General features: G+C 36.7%; 20 protein-coding genes and 1 tRNA gene. 4 read left to right on the plus strand and 17 right to left on the minus strand.

Going from position 1 to position 22,098, the window contains the following annotated elements:
- The first annotated feature begins 481 nt into the window (after positions 1 to 481).
- On the plus strand, positions 482 to 1,663 hold the full coding sequence (locus F1737_RS05120) for a TolB family protein (protein ID WP_317137698.1): 1,182 nt from the start codon (positions 482 to 484) through the stop codon (positions 1,661 to 1,663).
- Positions 1,664 to 1,784: 121 nt separating this feature from the next.
- Here F1737_RS05120 and F1737_RS05125 read toward each other — a convergent pair whose 3' ends face one another.
- The 11 genes from F1737_RS05125 to F1737_RS05175 all read right to left on the minus strand — a co-directional run bounded on the left by F1737_RS05125 (position 1,785) and on the right by F1737_RS05175 (position 11,296).
- On the minus strand, positions 1,785 to 2,366 hold the full coding sequence (locus F1737_RS05125) for an HD domain-containing protein (protein WP_317137699.1): 582 nt from the start codon (positions 2,364 to 2,366) through the stop codon (positions 1,785 to 1,787).
- 213 nt (positions 2,367 to 2,579) lie between these two features.
- A complete protein-coding gene (locus F1737_RS05130) occupies positions 2,580 to 3,122 on the minus strand; it encodes a cache domain-containing protein (RefSeq protein WP_317137700.1) in 543 nt (180 codons plus the stop codon).
- Positions 3,123 to 3,281: 159 nt separating this feature from the next.
- Positions 3,282 to 4,280 (minus strand): hypothetical protein, encoded by a 999-nt coding sequence (locus tag F1737_RS05135; RefSeq protein WP_317137701.1) that lies wholly within the window; start codon positions 4,278 to 4,280, stop codon positions 3,282 to 3,284.
- Positions 4,281 to 4,368: 88 nt separating this feature from the next.
- On the minus strand, positions 4,369 to 5,037 hold the full coding sequence (locus tag F1737_RS05140; protein ID WP_317137702.1) for a class I SAM-dependent methyltransferase: 669 nt from the start codon (positions 5,035 to 5,037) through the stop codon (positions 4,369 to 4,371).
- Positions 5,038 to 5,074: 37 nt separating this feature from the next.
- The gene (locus tag F1737_RS05145) at positions 5,075 to 6,067 is read right to left on the minus strand and encodes a metal ABC transporter substrate-binding protein (RefSeq protein WP_317137703.1); all 993 of its coding nucleotides are present in this window, start codon (positions 6,065 to 6,067) and stop codon (positions 5,075 to 5,077) included.
- A 25-nt stretch (positions 6,068 to 6,092) separates the two neighbouring features.
- Positions 6,093 to 6,923, minus strand: coding sequence for a metal ABC transporter permease (locus F1737_RS05150; protein ID WP_317137704.1), 831 nt, complete (start codon positions 6,921 to 6,923; stop codon positions 6,093 to 6,095).
- Positions 6,923 to 7,666 (minus strand): metal ABC transporter ATP-binding protein, encoded by a 744-nt coding sequence (locus tag F1737_RS05155; protein WP_317137705.1) that lies wholly within the window; start codon positions 7,664 to 7,666, stop codon positions 6,923 to 6,925. Before F1737_RS05155 ends, F1737_RS05150 begins: the two co-directional genes overlap by 1 nt.
- Before the next feature lie 2 nt (positions 7,667 to 7,668).
- Positions 7,669 to 8,085 carry a formylmethanofuran dehydrogenase subunit E family protein gene (locus tag F1737_RS05160; RefSeq protein ID WP_317137706.1) on the minus strand — a complete coding sequence of 139 codons (417 nt, stop codon included), beginning with the start codon at positions 8,083 to 8,085 and terminating at the stop codon, positions 7,669 to 7,671.
- Positions 8,086 to 8,339: 254 nt separating this feature from the next.
- Positions 8,340 to 8,849, minus strand: a complete 510-nt coding sequence (locus tag F1737_RS05165; RefSeq protein WP_317137707.1) for a GNAT family N-acetyltransferase — start codon at positions 8,847 to 8,849, stop codon at positions 8,340 to 8,342.
- A gap of 51 nt (positions 8,850 to 8,900) precedes the next feature.
- A complete protein-coding gene (locus F1737_RS05170) occupies positions 8,901 to 10,724 on the minus strand; it encodes a DUF2207 domain-containing protein (protein WP_317137708.1) in 1,824 nt (607 codons plus the stop codon).
- A gap of 11 nt (positions 10,725 to 10,735) precedes the next feature.
- The gene (locus F1737_RS05175) at positions 10,736 to 11,296 is read right to left on the minus strand and encodes a LemA family protein (protein WP_317137709.1); all 561 of its coding nucleotides are present in this window, start codon (positions 11,294 to 11,296) and stop codon (positions 10,736 to 10,738) included.
- 1,240 nt (positions 11,297 to 12,536) lie between these two features.
- Here F1737_RS05175 and F1737_RS05180 point away from each other — a divergent pair.
- Positions 12,537 to 14,768, plus strand: coding sequence for an ATP-dependent nuclease (locus F1737_RS05180; RefSeq protein WP_317137710.1), 2,232 nt, complete (start codon positions 12,537 to 12,539; stop codon positions 14,766 to 14,768).
- Positions 14,765 to 16,660, plus strand: a complete 1,896-nt coding sequence (locus tag F1737_RS05185) for a UvrD-helicase domain-containing protein (RefSeq protein WP_317137711.1) — start codon at positions 14,765 to 14,767, stop codon at positions 16,658 to 16,660. Before F1737_RS05180 ends, F1737_RS05185 begins: the two co-directional genes overlap by 4 nt.
- A gap of 6 nt (positions 16,661 to 16,666) precedes the next feature.
- Here F1737_RS05185 and F1737_RS05190 read toward each other — a convergent pair whose 3' ends face one another.
- Entirely contained in the window at positions 16,667 to 17,068 is a 402-nt protein-coding gene (locus tag F1737_RS05190; protein WP_317137712.1) for a hypothetical protein, read from the minus strand.
- Between the two features lie 538 nt (positions 17,069 to 17,606).
- On the opposite strand from F1737_RS05190, the gene F1737_RS05195 reads away from it, so the two are divergent.
- Entirely contained in the window at positions 17,607 to 18,860 is a 1,254-nt protein-coding gene (locus tag F1737_RS05195) for a cation diffusion facilitator family transporter (RefSeq protein WP_317137713.1), read from the plus strand.
- A gap of 179 nt (positions 18,861 to 19,039) precedes the next feature.
- Here F1737_RS05195 and F1737_RS05200 read toward each other — a convergent pair.
- The 5 genes from F1737_RS05200 to F1737_RS05220 form a co-directional block, all read right to left on the minus strand.
- Positions 19,040 to 19,111, minus strand: a tRNA-Thr gene (locus F1737_RS05200).
- Positions 19,112 to 19,222: 111 nt separating this feature from the next.
- Complete coding sequence (locus F1737_RS05205) at positions 19,223 to 19,936, minus strand: sugar phosphate isomerase/epimerase family protein (protein WP_317137714.1); 714 nt, start codon at positions 19,934 to 19,936, stop codon at positions 19,223 to 19,225.
- Positions 19,937 to 20,003: 67 nt separating this feature from the next.
- The gene (locus tag F1737_RS05210) at positions 20,004 to 20,885 is read right to left on the minus strand and encodes an ATP-binding protein (RefSeq protein WP_317137715.1); all 882 of its coding nucleotides are present in this window, start codon (positions 20,883 to 20,885) and stop codon (positions 20,004 to 20,006) included.
- Positions 20,885 to 21,730, minus strand: coding sequence for an ATP-binding protein (locus tag F1737_RS05215; protein ID WP_317137716.1), 846 nt, complete (start codon positions 21,728 to 21,730; stop codon positions 20,885 to 20,887). The genes F1737_RS05210 and F1737_RS05215 overlap by 1 nt, the downstream gene beginning before the upstream one ends.
- A gap of 12 nt (positions 21,731 to 21,742) precedes the next feature.
- A complete protein-coding gene (locus tag F1737_RS05220) occupies positions 21,743 to 22,075 on the minus strand; it encodes a NifB/NifX family molybdenum-iron cluster-binding protein (protein ID WP_317137717.1) in 333 nt (110 codons plus the stop codon).
- Positions 22,076 to 22,098 lie beyond the last annotated feature (23 nt).

Consider the following 22,098-nt stretch of genomic DNA (forward strand, 5'->3'; position numbering starts at 1 on the left):
AGTATCTTCCCTAGAATGGCGAAAAAGGAAACTTTGTTGCATTACCGAAGGAAGTGAGGAACTTATTGCCGATCTTGATGATGAAAAAGTCTGGAAATTGATTCAAGAATTAAATTATTACTAAGAATTTAAGGACGAAGTCTCTATCATTTGGGAAAAAATAAAAAAAGATTTGGACCAAACCCAAAGAAAAAAAAGCGATGGTTCAATTTTAGATAATATCTCTTTTTTCATTTCCGATATCATGCATTTAAGGCAATTTTTCTAATTACTAATTTTAAATAATTTAGTATTTCATTAGTATTTTTGCCGGAATGAAACACAAGTCAGCAATTATCCAAAATCACCTGTATATTATTAACTAAAATGGGATGCTCTTTTTGGAAGTATTTTTTAGTCCTTGTTTTGATATTTGTGCAATAAATATTTTATATTGTATTATCAATTATCACATAATAAAATCCAAAAAAAAGGTGTTTTCATGATGAAAAGTTGTGTTTTTGCGTTTGCGTTAATGGTAATAATGCTGGTAACTCCCTGTATTGCTGCGGATATTGAAACAGGACCTGTAAAGGAGATATATTCCGGAGACCTTAATCAAAATTCACATTTATATGTTAAGGCAGACGGCTCAAATGTCCTTATTGGTGTAATAAACCTGAAAGGAACTGCTCCTGAAGATAACAGGCTTGTGTTGTATAATCTCGTATCAGGTGAAACAGAAACTGTTGCTACAGACATTTACCCTGCCACTGATTTATTTGATATTTCAGGAAACAATCTGCTCTGGTATCAGGGTCAGGGGATAATGACGCTGTATGATTTTAAAGAAAAAACGAAAACCAATATCAGCTTATACAGGGATTTTGGAAGACCGTCTGCCATTGTACTGGATAGTGACCGGATTTTAACTTCCGAGGCTGATCTGTATAGCAACCATACAGATATTTTCCTGTTAAACATAACAACAGGTGAGAAAAACGCAATATCCAAAGATCCAAAATCACGTATTGAGCCTGCCATATCAGGAGATATAATCATATGGAGAGACCGGGAATCAGATCCCTTTGCAAATGTGTATGGATTTGATCTCAACAAAAATTATGAATTTGCAGTACACAAGGAACCTTTCTGGCAGGGTATGGCAGACATATCCGGAGATTTTGTTGTCTGGCTCAGAGATGAAAGTGTTTCAGATGCCCTGCAAAATACTTCAAAAAAGATTTTTTTAACTAATTTGTCTGAAAATACAACGATAATGATTGCTGAATCTTTTGATGATTTGTCTTCTCCAAAAATAGAAGGCGACTATGTAATCTGGGAGGATAAAAAAGATGGCAGATGGACTCTTTGGCTTTATGAAATTTCAACCGGCAATCAGGAAAAAATTGCAAATCTTAAATTCGGGTATGACGGACCTCTGAATATGGAAATATCCGGAAACAATATTTTCTGGACAGATCAGGATGATACAGGCAGAGCAGTCATACGTACAGTAGCTTTACAAAATGAAGGAAATGGAAACCATGAGGCTGAAATTCCAGGTAATGAAAAAACATCAGCAACTGCAAAACCGGTATCGAAAGAAACAGGTGTTGGAGTGATTGGTATCATTGGTGCGTTGCTTGCAGGAATTTGCCTATATTCGAATAAAAAACAATGATTTATTAAAATATAATATTTTTTTCAGGATACAGTCCGTTTTTTAGTTAGCTCCTGTACAAAAGAGAATTTTTAGTCCGGAAATACATGGGATCAGGTGTTAAATACGCCATCGTGTATTATCAGGCACCGGTTTCATCCTCAAGGGAGTCTGCAAACCGCTGCAGGAGGGCGTGCCTTTGCTCAGCAATCTCCTTCGCACCGGCCGTGTACATCAGCCCCTGAAGCTTCAACAGTTTTTCATGGATATGACTCACAGCGCCCTCGATGCCGTCCCCGTGTTCGCCTGCCCGCATAAACGTCCGTGCAATTCCGACCGCTCCCATCGCGTCGAGTTTGTCGGCGTCAGAGAGTATTTTTGCCTCCAGGGTCTCCGGTTCGGGGCCGGTGCTGAATCGGTGGGTGCGTATCGCGTGGGTAATTGCTGTGATGCGTGCTGCGTCGTAACCCGCCTGCCTGAGGTATTCTTCTGCAATTCGTGCCCCTTCCTGCTCGTGGGGGATGCCGCTCTCCTCCTCCAGTGGACGGGCAATATCGTGGAAGAGGGCGGCCGGGATGAGGACCCGCATATCCGCACCCTCGGCCACTCCTATCTCCTGGGAGAGCCGGGTGACGCGGAGGATGTGGTCAAGACCGTGTGCTCCCGACTGACTGAAGAACGTCTCGACATAGGCAAGTATTGTCTCAAACTCTTTCTTCTCCATAGTGAAAGAAAGGTTGGCGCCGGGTGGAGATAAGGAGTCGGAAAATATGCAGGAAATTTACTCATAAGAAGAAGAGTAATTGAGGAAGGAGAATATTCCCGATTATTGGTAAACTGCTGAAAATAAAAGGAAAAAAGGGAATTCCCTTTTGTTATTCTGTCCCAAATTTCAAATGTCCGGGGCGGATGCAGGTGTGGTCTGCGGGAAGACGGGTTATTGCGCAGGTGACGGGTTTACCGGACCTGTGTATATGCCGGACCCCAGCCACCAGTCATCATCGATCTGAACACCATACACCAGTTTTGATTCGAGCGTCTGGTTGTGTGTGGGATTGATATATTCTATCTGACAGAAGCCGTTTCCATTCCTGACAGCATCTTGGGATTCTTTGAGAAAAACTCCCACTTTTCCTTCATTCAGACGGTTTATTCCGACTTTTTCAGGATTGACCGGGTGGGCGAGGGTTGTACCGTTGAAGTCATAGGCGTAGATATAGAGTTCACCCTCGATAAATGAACCATTCAGGTCGTTAAATTCTGCAAGTGCTTTTTCCTTGCCATATGTATTTACATAGGCTGCTGCTCTGTCAACAAAGGCGACGAGTGTTTCATTGGAGATGTAGGTATCCTGTTGGAAGGTTTTGTTATCTTCCTGTGGTGGAGTCACTATCTCAGGCTGTCCCTGTGTACAGCCGGCTGTTATAAGAAAAATGCCAAGAATGAGCATGAAAAGGACTGTTGTCAATGTTTTATTCATATTTTTAGTTTTGCTTTTTCGCTAATTATAATATTGTATTTTGGAATGTATGGAAGGATTTTAGCGATAGTTACGCTCTTTTTAGGGACTATTCCATCACCATCCCTGTCATTCACGCGCCATTAAAGGAATGAGGATATTTGAATTTGTCAATCAAATTCAGGTTTTATATAGAATCATCAGTCCTGAAATAATTGCCAAAAACGGCCCGATAATATATCCTGACCAGACAATTAATCCGATAATGCCAAAGAATATCAGTTTAATTCCTTCCTTTTTGACAGGATTTTGTTCGGGTTTTAAATAATATTTTAGTATCAATAATCCAAGAATCAGGGGAATTAAAATAAAGATTGCAGTTGCTCCAAATGATGCCTGAAAACCTGTTTTAAAAAGTGCAATAACCGCCTGAATCAGCATAAAAACTGATCCTGCGATATACAATAGAGCTCCTGTAATTCCCGTCAGTGTTTCCGGTTTTATAGGAACGGTTTCTTTTTTAATCCTGAATAGATAAAGCAGTCCGGGAAATACAATGAATATAGGAAATCCAAATACAAAAGCCGGACTGTTTCCTTCCCAAATTCTTATATTGGCAATTGAAACAGGAATCAAAACCCACTCAGATATTAAAAACTCCTCACGATAACCGATGGCAAGACCATAATTTCCAGAACCTGTTCCTTTGTTAAACATTGCAATATAATGTGTGCCGGGAAGCTCTGCGAAGTATTCATATTCAGACCACTGATAATTTGCAGAAGGAGTAAAAGGTTCATAATCCGGCATATCAGGTTTTTTTCCGCTAATTACGATATAGCCGTAATTTTCAGGAACAGTTATTTTATCAGAAATATCCCCTTTGCTTTCAATACCGGGACCGATTAGTACAGCTTCAGGATGGACAGGATCTTTTTTGGGTGTAAATACTGAAAACCATAACCTTTCCCCTTTTTCAAGGTAAAATTCATAGTATGAAACCGATCCGGGATTTTCAAAAGTACCGTAAAATGCCCATGATTTAAAAGGATCATCCAGATAAACAGCATTTTCTATTCCTTCGTTTCCACCTTTTATTTCCGGCACATGCCCTGACACACAGGCTGTCAGTGAAAAAATAATTATCAAAACGGATAATGCCGCTTCTCCCCCCTTCATAATACCCCAAGTGGGTTTCTCCTGTAAAAAGGTTTAGTCTGAAAAACTTCCCGGAGGATTTTAAAAATAGAAATTTTAACGGGATTATTTATTTAAAACCTGCAAAAGTACTGTATATCCTGTTCTTATATGGATGATAAATATCTTTGAAACCGGCTGACTTCATCTTTCTATAATATCCATGAATTGTATCAAAATATTGAGAATTGTTTATCCTTTTTTGAATCATCGAATCAGCTTCATCCAAAGGAAGACCGTTTTCTATCATATTTTCCTTCCACCATTCAAGATTCATTTTTTCTTCATTACTATTACCTGCCGTAAAAACATCTCCGTTAATAAAAACTCCGCCTTTATTTAACGAATCATAGATTTTTTTGATAATCATTTCACGATCCTGACCCGGCAGATGGTGAAGACAAAGTGTTGTAATTACAACATCGAAATTTCCTTCTCCCCATATTTCTCTGAAATCACCGGCAATAAAACATACATCAGACAATTCAGGTTTTTTCATTGCAACTTCAAGCATTCCCGGTGAGAGATCGATACAGGTAATATCCACATATTTATTCTTTTCAATAATCATTGAGGTTACAAATCCGGTTCCGCTTCCAAGTTCAAGAACTCTTATCTTTTTATCAGGAACAAACGAAAGTGCAGATCCAAAAAAATCCTCTGCCGAAGGGATAATTTTGATAATCATTCTCTCATATTCATTTTCAATACCGTCAAAATGCTCTTTTCCCTTCTCCATTTTAAAACACCTTTATATTAAGAAATACCAAAAAAATTCAGGAAAATATTTTTCTCCCAAAAAGAATGACACAGGCTGATGCAAAAATTGTTATAATTCCAAATCCCGGTGACTTTGTTGGTTTGGGCAAATCGGAATCTGTATTTTCCAAAACTTCAACTTTATCATTAGGGATTACAAGATTTTTGTTATATTCCAGAACTGCCGGAATTGAATCCACACCATCAATTGAATTTGGGAAATTTGTAAAAATTACACGTTTTACTTCAAAACCTTTGTCTTTAAGTGATTCCTCTATGCCTTTTCCAAGTTCACCTGACTGCATATTTTCTATTACGTAAAGAACATCTTCATAGGATTTTGGGTTTTCATTGATTCTGTCAACCATTTTCGTTGCTGAATATTTTCCTCCCATGTAAAAATCAGGTGCATAATAATCAACAACATCAAGACCAAGCCAGTTTTCTGCTGCATTTTTCTGCCAGAGCATTGATATGGCCTTCTGTCCGGGAATTAGATCCTTTTCTTCCGGAGTCATTTTGCCAGCTTCATCAATTCTGGCAATATAGGATTCATGCATTTTATTGTAATAATCCGTGTTTTCCGGATCTGCCTGAATAAGCCAGTCTTTTACTTCTGTTGCAAGATTTTTTGCATTTTCGGGAGTATTCCATGTCATATCCGGATTATTTAATGTAACCCATTCGGGTTTGGTGTAACCGTTTGCATTCATGAAATCGTCCACAAAAGGCATTACATACTGCCTGTCAACCGAACTGTTATGGGCAACGAAAAGATCCGCAGAACTGATAAATTCCTTCTCTATCTGAATCCTGTTAGGAATAATATCTCCCTGCACATGTGGACAGACTGCCGGATCGGCAAGATATATGACTTTTACATTGGAACCGCCGATGCTTTGCACTGGATCCCATAAAACACTGGTCGTTGAGACCACATTCAATGCACTGCATGGCAGAACAATAGCAAAAAATATTGCAAAAATAACGATAAAAGGTTTGCAATCCATATTATGAAATAATTTTAAAAAAGTATTAAATTTTTCTATATGAAATTTTTCTTTTCCGAGAAAATATTACTGCAATCACAAAAATAACACTGAACATAACTGCCGTAAGAGGACCCACCGGAAGCGAATATTCAAGTCCTGCGACTGCACCGGAGACACTTATTACAGATGCCACTATTGGTGCCATTATGAAAAGTCCTTTCACGTCAAACATAAACTGGTATGCAATCGCTGCTGGAGTAATCAGCCAGACATACAATAAAAGCCCGCCTACAATATTCAGACTTAATGAAACTGAGAATGCAATCATAAAAAGTAGTGCATAATATATTGGTTTCACTCTGATTCCTGCTGCTTCTGCGATCTTTTTGTCAAAAATAATCGCAGATATCTCTTTGTAAAAAATTATTACAAAAATAACAGCTGCAAGAGATATCAAAGCAAGAGCATAGATTTCCTCCCGGTAAAGTGAGATTACATCTCCGAAAAGAAGTGAATTTGCATTAAAACCTTTTCCCATATACTGCATATAAGCGATAAAAAATACCGCAACAGCCATGAGCATTCCAAATAAAACTCCAAGGATTGTGTCTTCAGGCATTTTTGCCCTGTCCGAAAGGGGCCCTATTAAAAGTGCGATAAGTATGCTTGCAGCAATAGCAGAAATGCCCGGGTTAAATCCAAAAAACATACCACATGCAGCACCGGCAAAAGCGGCATGGGCCATTGTAAATCCGATCGAAGAAATTTTCAGTTGTGTGATTATCACGCCGAGGACACTGCATGCAATCGATGCAAAAAGCATTGCTTCGACAGCATGACATACAATATTATTCGGAATTAAAAATTCAAGCATCAGGTAACCGCCGACATATTTCTTATTATGTTTTCAACTTTGGAACCATGGCAGGTTTCATTGAGTTTTAAGGAACCGTCATCCATTACAACGATTCTTAAATCCTTGTCCGGAAGTGCATCAAATGCATGCGACACCATTATTACAGTGCACCCTTTTGATGAAATGTCATTAAGAACATCTGATACAAACTCCCTTGTGCATAGATCAAGGTTGCTGAAAGGTTCATCAAGGAGAAGAATATCAGGTTTTTTTGCAAGGTTCTGGGCAATTAAAACTTTTTGCTGCTGCCCTCCGCTGAGTGTTCCTATGGGTTTATCTGCCATATCCTCAAGACCAAGCATTTTTATTGATTCTTCAACCGCTTTGTAATCTTCTTCACGGGGTTTATTAAAACAGCCCAAAAGTCCGTATCTTCCTATCATAACGACGTTTTTAACGGTAAAGGGTGTCAGTGGATCAAATGCAAAACTCTGAATGACATATCCGGTTTTTTTCCTGATTTCAATTCCCTTAGTGCTGACATCCATACCAAAAATTTTTACCGACCCGTGAGTTATATGCAGCATTCCGTTTATTGTTTCAAGAAGGGTTGTCTTTCCTGCACCATTGGGCCCTCCAACAATTACAAAATCACCCCTGTTGATCTCAAGTGACAGATCTCTTATAACAGGATATTCGGCCCCCATGTATGCGGTATATACTCCTGAAAGTTCAATCTGGGTATTGGAATGTTCGTACATTTTTATTCCGTTTTTTCAATTTCAAATAATATTGAGGGATCAGTACCGTAAATCTCTTCAGCATATTTTTCAATTTTTAACTCGTAATCTTCATCTTTTTCTGGAAGTTTGGGAAGAGTCCTAGGTTTTATTTTAAGAACAGCAGAATCTGTTTTAAATTCACAACTAATTGATGAGCTTTCAATAATCTCAATATTTCCCTTTCCAAGTGTGCATCCTGAACCAAGCTGGATTCCGTCAATAATACAGCTTTCCGGTGTTTTCTTTGGGCAGGAGACTATTGCTTTAAGGCTGAAAGGATCATTGCAAAGTTTTTCACTGGCATATTTTCCCATCAGGTATCCAAGAACTATATTTGGCCCGAGGTGACCGTGAAATTTTGCCAGATCTTCAACTGAATATTCTTTTGAAAGTTCCATATATTTACATTTTGAGTGCCATTTCATACATTTATGTTGAAATTTATGATATTTATGCATGTTTTTATGTATTGGTAATATAAGGTGTAAACAAAAAAATAATTTATCGTCTTGTTTAATACACTTTATAGAAAATATGTTCTTTTAAGACATAATATTAATAAAATGATGTTTAATTTTTTAAAATCTCAATGGTATTATAAGTAATTTTCAAAAAAAAGTAATGGTGAAATGATTAAATTAATTAATCATTTTCAGTATTTATAAAGATAAACCCAGAGATCATTTTCATTATCAAAATCACTCTGTTTAAACCCGTTTTTTTCAAGGACTCTTATTGAAGGGGTATTTTCGCTGCCGGTTTTTGCAATGATCCTTTTTTTAAAATCATGCCCGCAAAACCACTCTGTCATCGCCTTTACCGCTTCTGTTGCATAACCTCGATTCTGAAACTGTTCGAGGACTGAATATCCCAGTTCATATTCTCCGTTTTCCAAATCAATAAATCCTCCACTGCCTGATAAGATCCTTTTCCCGGACATTTCCTCAGAAATCCAGTAATATGTATATAGTTTGTTTTCTCTGGCAAGATTCAGAAATAATGAAATAACATCTTCAGACATAGCTTCAGGAGGCCAGTTATCAGGTATTGTTACTTCTTTTATGCATTCGGGAAAAACGTCATGGTTTTGCTCAAATAAAAACAAATCAGGAGTTGCGGGAATTAATGTCAGTCTTTGTGTCCTGATAATTTTAAAATCCATGAATTATCCCGGGAATATTGCTCTTTTATGGTTGAAAAAAATAAGGGTTTTTCAGCGACCGCCTGCACCGCCGCCTCCGAATCCTCCGCCTGCACCAAATCCGCCGCCGGCTCCGCCCTGTGAAGGCGGTGTGAATGTGCTGATTGTATGAAAGCCCATATACCACATGTAATGGGGAACATAATAGCCGGAATCTTTCAAATCAACATGAAGTTCTTCCATTGCCTTTCGGACATTGTCTCCGACACCAAGTGCCGTTCCGTATACAAGCCACTCGCCCCACATGTTGATATCCTCCGGAGCGTATTTTTTGATCTGGCTTAAGTCAGAGAGGAAATTCCTAAAAGAATTCCATTGCAGTTTTTCCATGTAATAATCATCTTTCCAGTGTCCGAAAAGTGTGGACGGAAAGACTGCCGCAACAGAAATCTGAATAATCATCAAAACAGCCAGTAAAACTGATACAAAGATAACTCCTCCTGCATCAGGTGCAAAGAAGAAAAGCCCGAGAGCTGCAATCAGGTAAAATATTGCCACAAAGAAGAATGGTATCAGGTAACCTTTTCCGTTGACCGCATAACTTCCGGAGAAGGACTCATTGGTCTTACTGGTCAGATCATTTAAGCGATCCCTCAGGGCAGTTGCAATCTTTTCATCAGCTCCGGAATGGGATGCACTTTTGGCAACTTCCTCAAAGTAACCGGTATCGAGAACATTGTCTTCACCGGAGTTTACAGCGATGAAATTCAAAACTTCCTGCTCATAGCTGTTGTCGCCATTTTGATCAATTAGTTTTATCAAAACTCCTTTTTCGTTTTCTTTCTCTTTAATTGAGATTCTTTTCTTCCTGTGAAGATCAAGAAGGGTTGCATAAAAACCGTTTTCATCGGATTCAAACGCGTCTCCTTTAAAGACCAGGTTAACTTCCCAGGGTGTTAGTTTCCTGTTTGGAATTGTGCTCAGGTATTCCGGAACTGTGAAACTCTTTTCACGTCCGACTAAAAGATACAATAAAACAAGGAAAAACGGAACAAGAATTACCATAATCTTTCCGACGGATGCAAGCGTTTCGGCGACTGAAATCCAGAAGGTATATCCGCTGTTTGCAGACAGGGTTTTTCCTGTAACATCGTCAACCTGTCTTTTTACACCATAAATGCTGTTGATAACTCCGGGATCCATTAAAAATTCCGCTTCAATTCTCTCATCCTCAGGAGAACTTCCGGTGATAACAGTTTTACCGGCTTCTTTTACTATTTCGTATCCGGGAGGATGCATGAATACTTCATTTATGCTGTCTGATACAAGCGTGATTTTTACGGATTTGTAAGGGATGTGGCTGCTTGCAAACATCAGGTTTAGATGCACAGCTTCGTTATCATATTCTACCGGAGGGGATATTTTGTATTCGTATTCAACAGTATATATCCCCGGTTTGAAGTATCCGGTGTTTATTATGCCGGCTTCGTTATCGTATGCCTTGTCAGCAACGTATGATTTTATTCCTGAGTTCTGATTTCCAAAAAGGAATACCCTGCCATCATTTGTTTTTATGTAACCTGTAAGACCCTCAGAAATCTTAATGTCTGTCAGGGCGACATGGGGCTTTTCAGGAAGGTTATCTTGATCGGCTGAAAATAATGGTGCTGCCCATACGCGGTAAAGCATTCTGAATTCTTCAGATGACTTTACATTGTAGACATATTTTTCAGAAAGCGTGCCGTCCTCATGCCAGACAACCTCATATGAATCAACAACGAGATCGCCGTCAAATCCAACGGCATCTTTTGGAATCACTCCCAAAGTAAAGACTGCGGCTGCTCCAATAAGCAGGGTAATTATGAAAACCAGTGCAATCTGTTTTTTTTCATCCATATTTTATCCTTTCAGAATGATATCTTTGGAGCTTTTTCGAGGTTTTCGTCTTCAAATTCCAGGTATTCAAGTTTCTGCATATGAATCATGTTTCCGACAATGTTGGACGGAATTGTTTCAAGCATGGTGTTGAACTGCTGGGAGATGTTGTTGTATGTATAACGCTGACGTGCAATCTCATCTTCAATGTCTTTTATGGAATTCATAAGATCCTGCACCGTGTTTGAGGTTTTAAGGTCAGGATAGTTTTCCATAACGGCAAACAGCCTTCCAAGAACCGATCGTGATTCAGCCTCAATCTGGTTTAAGTCACCGGCACCGGCACTTCCAACAGAGCTGCGCATCTTTGTAACAGATTCAAGAGTGCTCTTTTCAAATTCAGCATAGCTCTTTACAGATCCAAGAAGCTGCTCTATCATGTCAAGACGCTTTTTCATTGCGACTTTAATCTGACCCAGAGTTGCCTCTGATGAGTTTTTAAGCCTGAAATAAGTGTTGTAAATACCTATGAACCAGATTATAAGTCCTATAACTACCAGAACAAGTATTCCGGCGATAATTAATTCGATCATGATTACTCTCTTAATTTTTATTTAATATTGATTTATTGATTAATACGAGGTTTGTATTAAAGGAGTCGGATGATTTTTTTACCGGGATTGAATTTGTTTGTAGAACAGATATAAAATGAAATATTTTGATTTTTTTTTTTGAATTTTTAAAATTTATTCCTGCTTTTTTACGACAGATGTAGTAATGTGCCGCAGAAACCCGGCGGGAAGATAATGTTTGCATGTTGTTTGCATGTAATCCCCAAAAATGAGGAGGTACAATGAGTTGAAGAAGAGCGTAAGAATACAGAGAATTATTAAGTAAAGTTTAAATAAGCCTCTATTGTGGTTCAAACGCCGGTAAAAGTGACCTTCACAAAAGCCCTGTATTCCACGATCTCACCTTTAGCCGATGTAAACATCGTCTGAAAACCAGATGTCAACACAATCTGTTTAAATATCTCAATTTTGGGCGTTATTTTAGTTTTTAGTGGCTTAATATTGTTTTTTTATAGTGTTGATAACTGTCTTTGGAAATACTGAAAAATATGCCTTATATGCCGTTATTTCAGCTAAATACCTGATGAATTATCTCATGTTTACTACTATTTGTTGATATGACATGGATTTTTTAAATTTTGATATATTTTCATTCCATCATTTCCCGAATTTTAAATTAATTAGGGGTAAAGTTCCGGACAATCCTTTTAAAGTCCTCTGATGTTTGCACATTTGCACCATGTTTGCACCCGTTTTGCACTTCCAAAGTGCAACTTAAAAAGCCGGCAATCTGCGGGATTTCTCCTGATCTAATAGAAAATGATGAAACGCTTCTTACTATTACTAATAGTTTGCACTGTTTTTCGGGGACACAGAAACAATCTGGTATAGCCTCATCTCCGGCTGTCTGTGTGTGTTCTTCCGGTGAAAGTGCAACCCTGATATAAAAAAAGGATTTAGGGCAGAAAAAGAGTTTTGAAAAAAGGATTCAGGTCGTTTTGGTTTCACTGGTAAAGTGCACGAGGGTGCAAACCAGTGCAAAAGTGCAAATGACATCTGCTTTTTGGGTGAGAACGTGAAAGAGGGTTTCACTCGTCCGCTGCCGGGAGTTATGAGTGCAGCGGATTTGTATTAAAGTTTTAAACCCTTATTAAATTTATGTGCTAAAATCTAAAAGTATTTTAAAAATTCATTTAAGAATACTTATTATATTACATTTGAAATAATTTAATTAAATTGATCTAATTAAAAGGTGCATGATTTGAAAATTTCTCGTTTTAACATTAAAAATTTTAGAAAATTAAAAAATTGTAGCATTGAATTAAGCAATGACCAAACAATTTTTGTTGGAGCAAACAACAGTGGAAAGACTTCTGCTATGGATGCATTGTTAGTTTTTCTTAAAAAAGATCGAAGGAAAAAAATTACCACTAATGATTTTACACTATCAAATTGGATTAAAATAAATAATATTGGTAAGGATTGGATTAACTGTTCTGATCCAAGGGATTTGGATCTCAGTGACAATCACTGGTTGGAGTTACTTCCAACTGTTGATGTTTGGTTGGATGTTGATGAATCTGAAATTCACTATGTAAGTAACTTAATACCCAGACTAACTTGGGAAGGTAGATTATTATGTATTCGTCTAAGATTTGAACCAAAGGATATTGAAAAACTCTATAAAGAATTTAAAGACTCCTTTGAAAATGCGAAAAATACTGTAACTAAAGCAAAGGAAGAGGGTATAATAAATGAAGAATTTTATTTGTGGCCAGATTCCCTAAAGGATTTTCTCGACAAAGAATTGCATAACCATTTTGAAATAAAGTTTTACTCACTTGATCCAATTAAATTAGCAGATGAAGATAGCAGAGATGAATTATGTTCGCCCATTGAAATAGAACCATTTGAGAAATTAATTAAAATTAATATCGTTGATGCTCAAAGAGGATTATTTGATGCTAATTCAAGTGGAAGTGGTGAAAGAAGTCTTTCAAAGCATATATCAACATACTATGATAAACATCTAAATCCCTCCATATCTCCAAGTTATGAAGATATTGAGGCTTTATCATCAATTAAGGATGCAAATAATAAGTTTGAAATTAATATAAACTCCAGCCTTAAGCCTGCTATCATGGAACTTGAAAAATTAGGTTATCCTGGCTTAAGCGATCCTAAAATATCCGTTAAAAGTGATCTAAATCCAATAGAGAATTTAGAACATGAATCTGCCGTTCAATTTTACTTTGGAAATGATTCTTTTTTTTGTTTACCTGAAAAATACAATGGACTTGGATACCAGAATCTTTTGTTAATCGTATTAAAATTAATTTGTTTCAGAGACAGATGGATGCGCAAGGGGAAATATGGATTAGGAGATTGCAGCGATGACAACGTAATCCAACCTCTACATCTTGTTCTTATAGAGGAACCTGAAGCACATCTCCATGCGCAAGTTCAACAAGTTTTCATTAAAAAGGCATATGAGGTACTACGTAATCATGATCTGTTGGGTAATTCAAAAAAATTTTCCACTCAAATGATTGTTAGTACTCATTCAAGTCACATTGCTCACGAAGCTGATTTTGCCAATTTAAGGTATTTCCGGAAAAAACCAGCCTCAGATGAAAGAGAAATTCCATATGCAGAGGTTAAAAATTTATCTGAAGTATTTGGAAAAGGAAATAAAACCTCTAAATTTGTTACTCGCTACCTTCAATCAACTCATTGTGAGCTTTTTTTTGCTGATGCTTTAATTATTGTAGAAGGTGCAGCAGAGAGGATTCTTTTACCTCAATTTATTCGCCAAAGCTATCCTAAATTGGATTCGAGATATATTACTATATTAGAAATTGGAGGAGCTCATGCACACCGTTTTAAGCCCTTAATAGAGATTCTGGGAATTCATACTCTGATAATTACTGATATAGATTCACAAAATGAATATATAGATGATAAAGGAGATGAGAAAACAGGAAAAGTTAGACCTGAGCGTAATAAAAATTGCACTACTAATAATGATACCCTAAAAAAATGGATACCTCAGATTGAGGGATTAGATAAATTAATTGATTTAGGCGAAGAAGAAAAGAAATCAAAAAATAACTTAGTTAGAGTTGCCTTTCAATGTCCAATCGAAATTTCTTCTTTTGATAATAAGGAAGCTATACCTTATACATTCGAGGATGCTTTAGTTCTTACAAATGCTGAATTATTTAAAGGTAATAAAGCAACGGGTTTATTAAAAAAATTGATTCTAGCTCTTTCGGAACAAGATCTTGATGAGGTCTGTGAGAAAATGTTTAGTAGTTTTAAGGATGGGGTGAAAGCCAAAATGGCTTTGGATGTATTATATGACTTTGATATTGATTACCTTAATATTCCAACTTATATTGGCAATGGTTTGAAATGGCTTGAATATGAATTATATCAAAACGATTGTGACTATTTGGATACTGAAAAAATATCGACTGAGGATAAAGAATGAATTCCTCAACAGAATTATCAGCAAGTGCTGATGATGAAATATATAAGTGCCTTGATTTAAAATCTCCAAAGAGTTTTTTTCTTTTTGCAGGTGCAGGTTCAGGAAAGACTCGAACTTTAGTAACTATTCTGAATAAATTTCGAACGGAAAAAGGCAAGGAGCTTTGTCTAAATGGTCAAAAAATAGCAGTAATAACATATACAAATGCTGCTAGTGATGAGATTAAAAGACGCCTTGAATTTGATTCTACTTTTATTGTTTCAACAATACATAGTTTTTCGTGGGAATTGATCCGACCATTTCAGCATGACATTAGAGAATGGATTAGAAAAAATACAAAGACTGAATTAAAAAAACTTGAAGAAGAACAAAGGAGAGGAAGAGCAGGAACAAAAGCATTTCGTGAACGTGAAGAACAAATAAAATTTAAAAGGAATCGGTTAAAGAATTTAGATAATATATCTAGATTTACTTATAACCCAAATGGGATCAATAATGGGAAAGAGGCTTTAAACCATGCCGAGGTCATTAAAATTACAGCTGATTTTCTATCTTTATTTCCATTAATGCAAAAAATTCTCATATCCAGTTATCCTATCCTCCTAATTGATGAAAGCCAAGATACAAAAAAGGAACTGATAGAGGCCTTTTTTAAAATCCAAGAGAATTTTCCAGATAAATTTTCCTTAGGTTTATTTGGCGATACAATGCAAAGAATTTACACCGACGGAAAAATTGATTTAGGTGATAATTTACCAAAGGATTGGGCAAAACCTGCTATAATAACAAATTATCGGTGTCCTAAAAGAGTAATTACTCTAATAAATAAAATTCGTTCTGATGTAGAGGAGCATGAACAGAAACCTGTGGATAATGCAGAGGATGGTGTTGTTCGTCTTTTTATTGTTGATTCAAATAATATCCCCGATAAAGATCTAATTGAAAAAAATATATCTTCTCTAATGGCTGAATATACATCTGATTCTCTATGGGAATCATTAAATTCAAATGTAAAAATTCTCACTTTAGAACATCATATGGCAGCCCGGAGAGGAGGTTTCTTTGAATTTTTTGAACCACTTTATAGCCAAGACAAGCTAAAAACTGGATTATTGGATGGTAATCTATCGGGGATATCTTTTCTTACTCAGCAAATTCTTCCTTTAGTTGAAGCAATGAGAGCGAATAATGAATTTGCTGTAGCAAAAATAATGAGAGAATATTCTGAACTCTTAGATGAAGAAAATCTTAAGGAATCTGAAACTCCAATTGAACAGATTAAAAAGACAGGTGAATCTGTAGATTCCCTTTTAAAATTATGGGATTCTGGCCAAGAGCCCTCTTTACTTGAAGTTCTTCAGCTTGTAGGTGAATTAAATATCTTCCCTATTCCTGAAAATTTAATTCCAGTTACCTACTACTCACCAGATGAAGATTTAGGAGATGATGAAGAAGAACCACAGGATAAAGACGAAATAATTGATGCCTGGAGAGCAGCCCTCAAATGCCCGTTTAATCAACTTGAGTTTTACACGGATTACATCTCAGATAAATCTGCATTTGGTACTCATCAAGGAGTAAAGGGTCTTGAATTTCCACGGGTTATGGTTGTTATTGACGATGAAGAAGCGAGAGGCTTCATGTTCAGTTATGAAAAATTATTTGGAGCAAAGGATCTTTCAGATACGGATATTAGAAATATAAATGAAGGAAAGGAGAGCGGAATTGATAGAACCAGACGGTTATTTTATGTAACATGCAGCCGTGCTGAAAAGAGTCTTGCAATAGTGGCATATACGAAGAATCCTGAAGCTGTAAAAAATCATGTCCTCTCTGAGGAATGGTTTAGTGAAGATGAAGTTATTGACATGAATCTATTTTTATCTGAATAAGATTTTTCAGGCAACATGCATAGCAACATCCTCAAACCAATTATCAAACCTTCCCTTCACTAATTCATCCTGATAATACAGAACAATATCTTCATCAGTAAAAATCAGATACGCAACCTCTCCAGACTGGTAATTACACTTTAATCTACAGTAGTACCTGTTATTCTGATAATCCGGAATGTAGTCAGCATCATAAATCTCCATAAGCTCTGAATTATCAACCATAGATAGTGATACATTCAGGCATTCTTCCGGAGAAGAACAATTAAACTGAGCGGCGCCAACAGTTTCAGCATTTTCATCTTCAAAGATGAAAGCCTCCCCGGAATAATCTACCTCTGAAGAATTAGCAGGCCGGAATAATGAATTACCGTTTATAATTCCGGTAATCGGAGCTAAAAAGTACATTAAATCAATAAACTGCACTCCAAAGGACAACCTGAATATTAACTGACGCCTGATTAAGGCACCTATGTTTGTTATTGATTATGTTGTCATCCATGAGCTCATCTGATTGTGGGAAATCATACACTGGAGTTCTGGAATATCATCCGGGCACAGACTCCGAAAATGGATAAGGCGAAGCGTTGGTTAATGGAGAACAAGCAGCTCTTAGAGGAGGAGATATGAATATCCATTTTATTAAATGTATACGGCAATGTATCACTTTCTGTTCTGAGGTTTCACCGATATTTGCTATTTTTGTATACCATAATAAATTCTTAAAAAACAATATCTTTTTCATCAAAAGGACAAAAGGAACAAGATAACAGATTCAGAATAAATACCTCATAAAATATCCGCATATCAGGATTAAAGACAATTTTATTAAATGATTTTGTCTGCAAACCAATAATGCGGATATGACAAAAACATTTTATATTGAAACAGAATTATTTTCACGATGCCTGTATAAATTGCAGGGAACTAAAAAATAGGAGTTCTTATGCAGGAAAAAAAAGTTGATAATAATATTCCCCTGAGAAAAAAAGAGGAATCCATGGTCAGAAAGGTGGCATGGTACTCACTCATTGTCAACACCCTGCTTGTAATTGTCAAACTCTATCTTGCATGGATATCAGGAAGTCTCGCTCTACAGGCAGATGCAATTCACTCTTTCATTGACATTATTGCATCTGTGGCATTAATTGTCGGGATCTGGCTTTCAGGTCTTAAAAGCAGGGATTTCCCGTATGGTCTTTATAAAATTGAGAATATTGTATCGTTAATTATTGCTTTCCTTGTCTTTTTAACAGCCTGGGAAATCCTGAATGAAGCTGTATCAGGGAAAAGCACAGACATGATATTCGACGGATGGTTACTTATTGCAGTTGCTATACTCGTATCTGTCCCATATTTCCTTGGCACATATGAAGTCAGAATGGGGAAAAAATACAATTCTCCGGGATTAATTGCAGACGGAAAACAACACAAGGTGGATGTTTTCTCCACAATGGTAGTATTTTTTTCACTCTTTGCCCAGTACTTTGGAATTCCTGTGGATAACATTGCAACAATAATAGTTGCAGGATTTATTGTTTATTCAGGTTGGGGGATATTAAAAGACAGCATGAAAACCCTTCTTGATGCATCAATTGATCACAAAACCAGTGATCTGATAAAATCCGCAATATTATCCGATCCGATGGTGATAGATGTCAAAGACCTTACTGCCCGGAATTCCGGGAGATACATATTTGTCGAAGCCAATGTAAACATGAAAAAAACAAACCTGTTAAAAGCACATATTGCAAATGAAAGGATTGAATCAGAAATTCGTGACTTGGTGCCCAATGTTGAAAGGGTTATCATACACTTTGAACCAAAAGAGAGACTGCACATACGCTATGCTGTACCTCTTGAAAACATTGAAGGAAAAATCAGTCTTCATTTTGGCGAAGCACCATATTTTGCAATTCTGGATTTTAACATGAAAAATGCAGAATTCATCAGAAAAGAAACATTATCCAACCCTGCAAGTACTATAGAAAAGCAAAAAGGAATACGTTCAGCAGAGTTTTTGTTAAATTATAAGCCTGACATTATATTTTCAAAAAAGAAACTTACCGGAAAATCCGCTGAATATGTCTTTGAATCTGTCGGTATTTTAATGAAAACAACAGATGAGGAAAAAATAAATTTATTAATTAAAAAAATTGAAAATGAACTTAAATTTGAAAAAGACAATAATTCTGAATAATTATACATATATCACTTTGATAAGGAAATTATCAAATTTTAATTCTACAAAAATACATAACTGAAAAATTTTCATTATTTTTGAATATGTAATTTATTTATTCCTTTGATAACTGAGGGTATATAACTAAATTTGATTACAATATATAATTCACTAAAAAAGAATGTTTATTTTAATGAAGCCTCAGGCGAGAGTTGAACTCGCGACCTCGTCCTTACCAAGGACGCGCTATGCCACTAAGCCACTGAGGCACCCTTTGAATTGTGCACTACAATGTTGATGTGAGTCATATAAAATCTTAACTAAAACTGATTGGAAAAACGGAGATTTAGATCATATGCAAAATATCAAAAATATGTGGATTAAAGTTTATTTAGGGCTGAAATACTTCTTTTAACACCATCCAGAGTTGCAACTTCAATGATTGGGAACCCTTTGTTTTTTGACAATGCCTTAATAACCGGCGCGAAATCTATCATTCCATCACCCACCGCCATATGCGAATCTGATTTACCGTCATTGTCATGAAGATGAAAATGGGAAATCTCAGTTTTTAAAAATTCATCAAGACAGTTATTCATAAACGCATGCCCCGTATCAAGAGCAAACATAAAATCAGTAATCAGCGGGAGATCCTCAGTTGTCTGAAGGAAAAAATAATCCCATTTTGGCATATTTTCAATAAAAAAAGGGACTGAATACTCATCTGAGATTTTTTTCAGTTCAATGAGTGACTTCTGAAGCTGAAATATCCCGACATCCTTATCAGAAATCCACCCAAAATATCCCGGATGGACCACAACACCGCCTGCATCAATTTCTGATGCAGTTGACATACAGTTCCTTACAACTTCAACACTCGCTTTCCTGATAGGTTCAAGATGAGAAGCAATATTTACTCCCCTTGAAGGTGCATGGAAATAATAATCAAATGAAAAACATTCAGGAATCTCAGGAGAATCAATAAAATGAAGTCCGTCATTCATAATTTCCACAGTGTCGGTAATATCTGAAAGAATATATAACGCGGTTTCAAGAGGTTTATCAAAAAGGCAGTGAGTAGAAACCCCATACATAAATTAAATAAAGTGGGATATATTTAAAAATTTAACGTAATTTAAAAATTAAGATAATTCCTGTATCTTACAGATTATTTGAAATTATATCCGTTATTCTCTCATAACTTTCAATCAGTGATTTAGAGGCAGGACAATCATAATCTGTTACAGGTCTTTGTTCCCGTACTGCCTTAAAAACAGTATCATCATAAGGAACTCTGCCGGCGACATTAATACCTTCATTTTCGCAAAAGCTTTCAATCTGCCTGCAAATATCCGGATTTAAATCAAAACGGTTTATAACCACAAGAATTTTTGTACCAAAGCCTAAAGCAACCCTGATGGCACGCTTCAAATCATGAAGTGCGGAAAGGCCCGGTTCAACAACAACAACAGCATAATCCGTACCGCTGACTGTTGCAATAAAAGGACATCCGATACCCGGAGGACCGTCGATTAACATAACTTCAGAACCCGGATATTTTTCCTCAGCTGTTTTTTTAAGCCTTTTAACAAGAAGGCCGCTTGCACCACAGCCTGGTTCAAGGCTTGCATGAATCAGTGGAAATGCTTTGGTTTTAGAAATATATATCTCACCGGTTTTTCTTAAACCAAGAGAAACAGCATCAAAAGGACAAACAATGGTGCAGACCCCGCAACCCTCGCATTTTACAGGATTTATCTGAAATTGTTCATTTTCACTATCGTAATATATTGCTGAAAAGCGGCAGTTCTCCATGCATGAACCGCATTTGACACAGACATTCTGATCAATTTCTGCAATATTTCCCCCAAAAAAATCTTTGGTTTCTTCAGTTACATGGTTAAACAAAATACCTGCATTTGCGGCATCCACGTCACAATCCACAAAACATAACTTTTTTTCGTCCAGATATTTTGCAAATCCTGCTGTAAATGTGGTTTTACCGGTTCCCCCCTTACCGCTTATAACTGCAATTTTTTTCATCAGTCAAAACCCCTGCTCTTTATTGATTCAAAAAGATTCAAAAAATCCGTCTCCCATTTGGGCATAACCCTGACAAAAAGTTCTCCGTTATTTTGAATCCTTGCAATTTCAAGACTGTTTGGTATTTTCATTAAAATGTCCAGACATTCCTCTTTACAGAAATTCTCAATCAAAGAATCATCTTCAAGACTCCTGTTGATGATAACCCCGACAGGTACATTTAATTTTTTGCAGACCTCAAACGCTGCCTTTAAATCATGAAGTCCAAAAGGAGTGGACTCAGTGACCAGAACACAAAAATCAGAATCATGAACTGTTTCAATAAAAGGGCATGCGGAACCGGGCGGGGAATCATATATTACAATGTCAAAATTCTCTGACAATTGCTTTGCAGTATCTATAACATCATTCCCGGAAGGTTTACCCGGGAGAAGCCGTCCTTCAATTACTGTCAGATTGTTATCCGGAGAGTAAACAGAAACTTCTCCAATTTCAATATCTTCCTCAAAAATTGCATTTTCCGGACAGATTATTTTACAACCCCCGCATGAATGGCAGAGATCATAGGAGAAATAGATATTTTCTTTGATTATGTTGATTGCACCGAATTTACAGAAATTCATACACTCTTTACAGAAACTGCAAAGTTCCGGATTTGCAAAAGGTTTTTTCTGGAAAACTTTTTTTGATTCAGCCGGACCATTAAAAAAAATATGAATGTTCGGCTCTTCAACATCACAGTCTACAAGAGCCGTCCTGAATTTTTTTGAAAGGCACAGTGCAAGATTTGAAGAAACTGTTGTTTTTCCTGTACCTCCCTTTCCGCTTGCAACTGCAATCTTCATAAAAGCCTCTTATCAGAATTTTTTAAGATCGCCTTTTTGAAACGCTTCTATTGTTTCTTCAACTGAGGCTTCAGCACTCTGTTTATATGTTTCAATTTCAGCAATATCAATAGCTTTACGGGCATTGTCACCAATCATTCCGGTAATAACAACCAATGCCCCTGTATCGGCAATTAACTGGGCTGTTTTCGGGCCGACTCCCCCTGCATCATCTTTGTGAGTATTTTCAACGAATTCAAACGCTTTTTTTTCCTCATCATATAATGCAAGAAAAGGAGTTCTGCCAAAGTTTTTTTCAACAGGACTTTTTGGTGTTTTGCCTTTGCAGGTAATACAGATCTTCATTTTAATCTCCTAAATCGATTTCC

The organism is Methanoplanus sp. FWC-SCC4 (assembly GCF_032878975.1).
GTDB classification, from domain to species: domain Archaea; phylum Halobacteriota; class Methanomicrobia; order Methanomicrobiales; family Methanomicrobiaceae; genus Methanochimaera; species Methanochimaera problematica.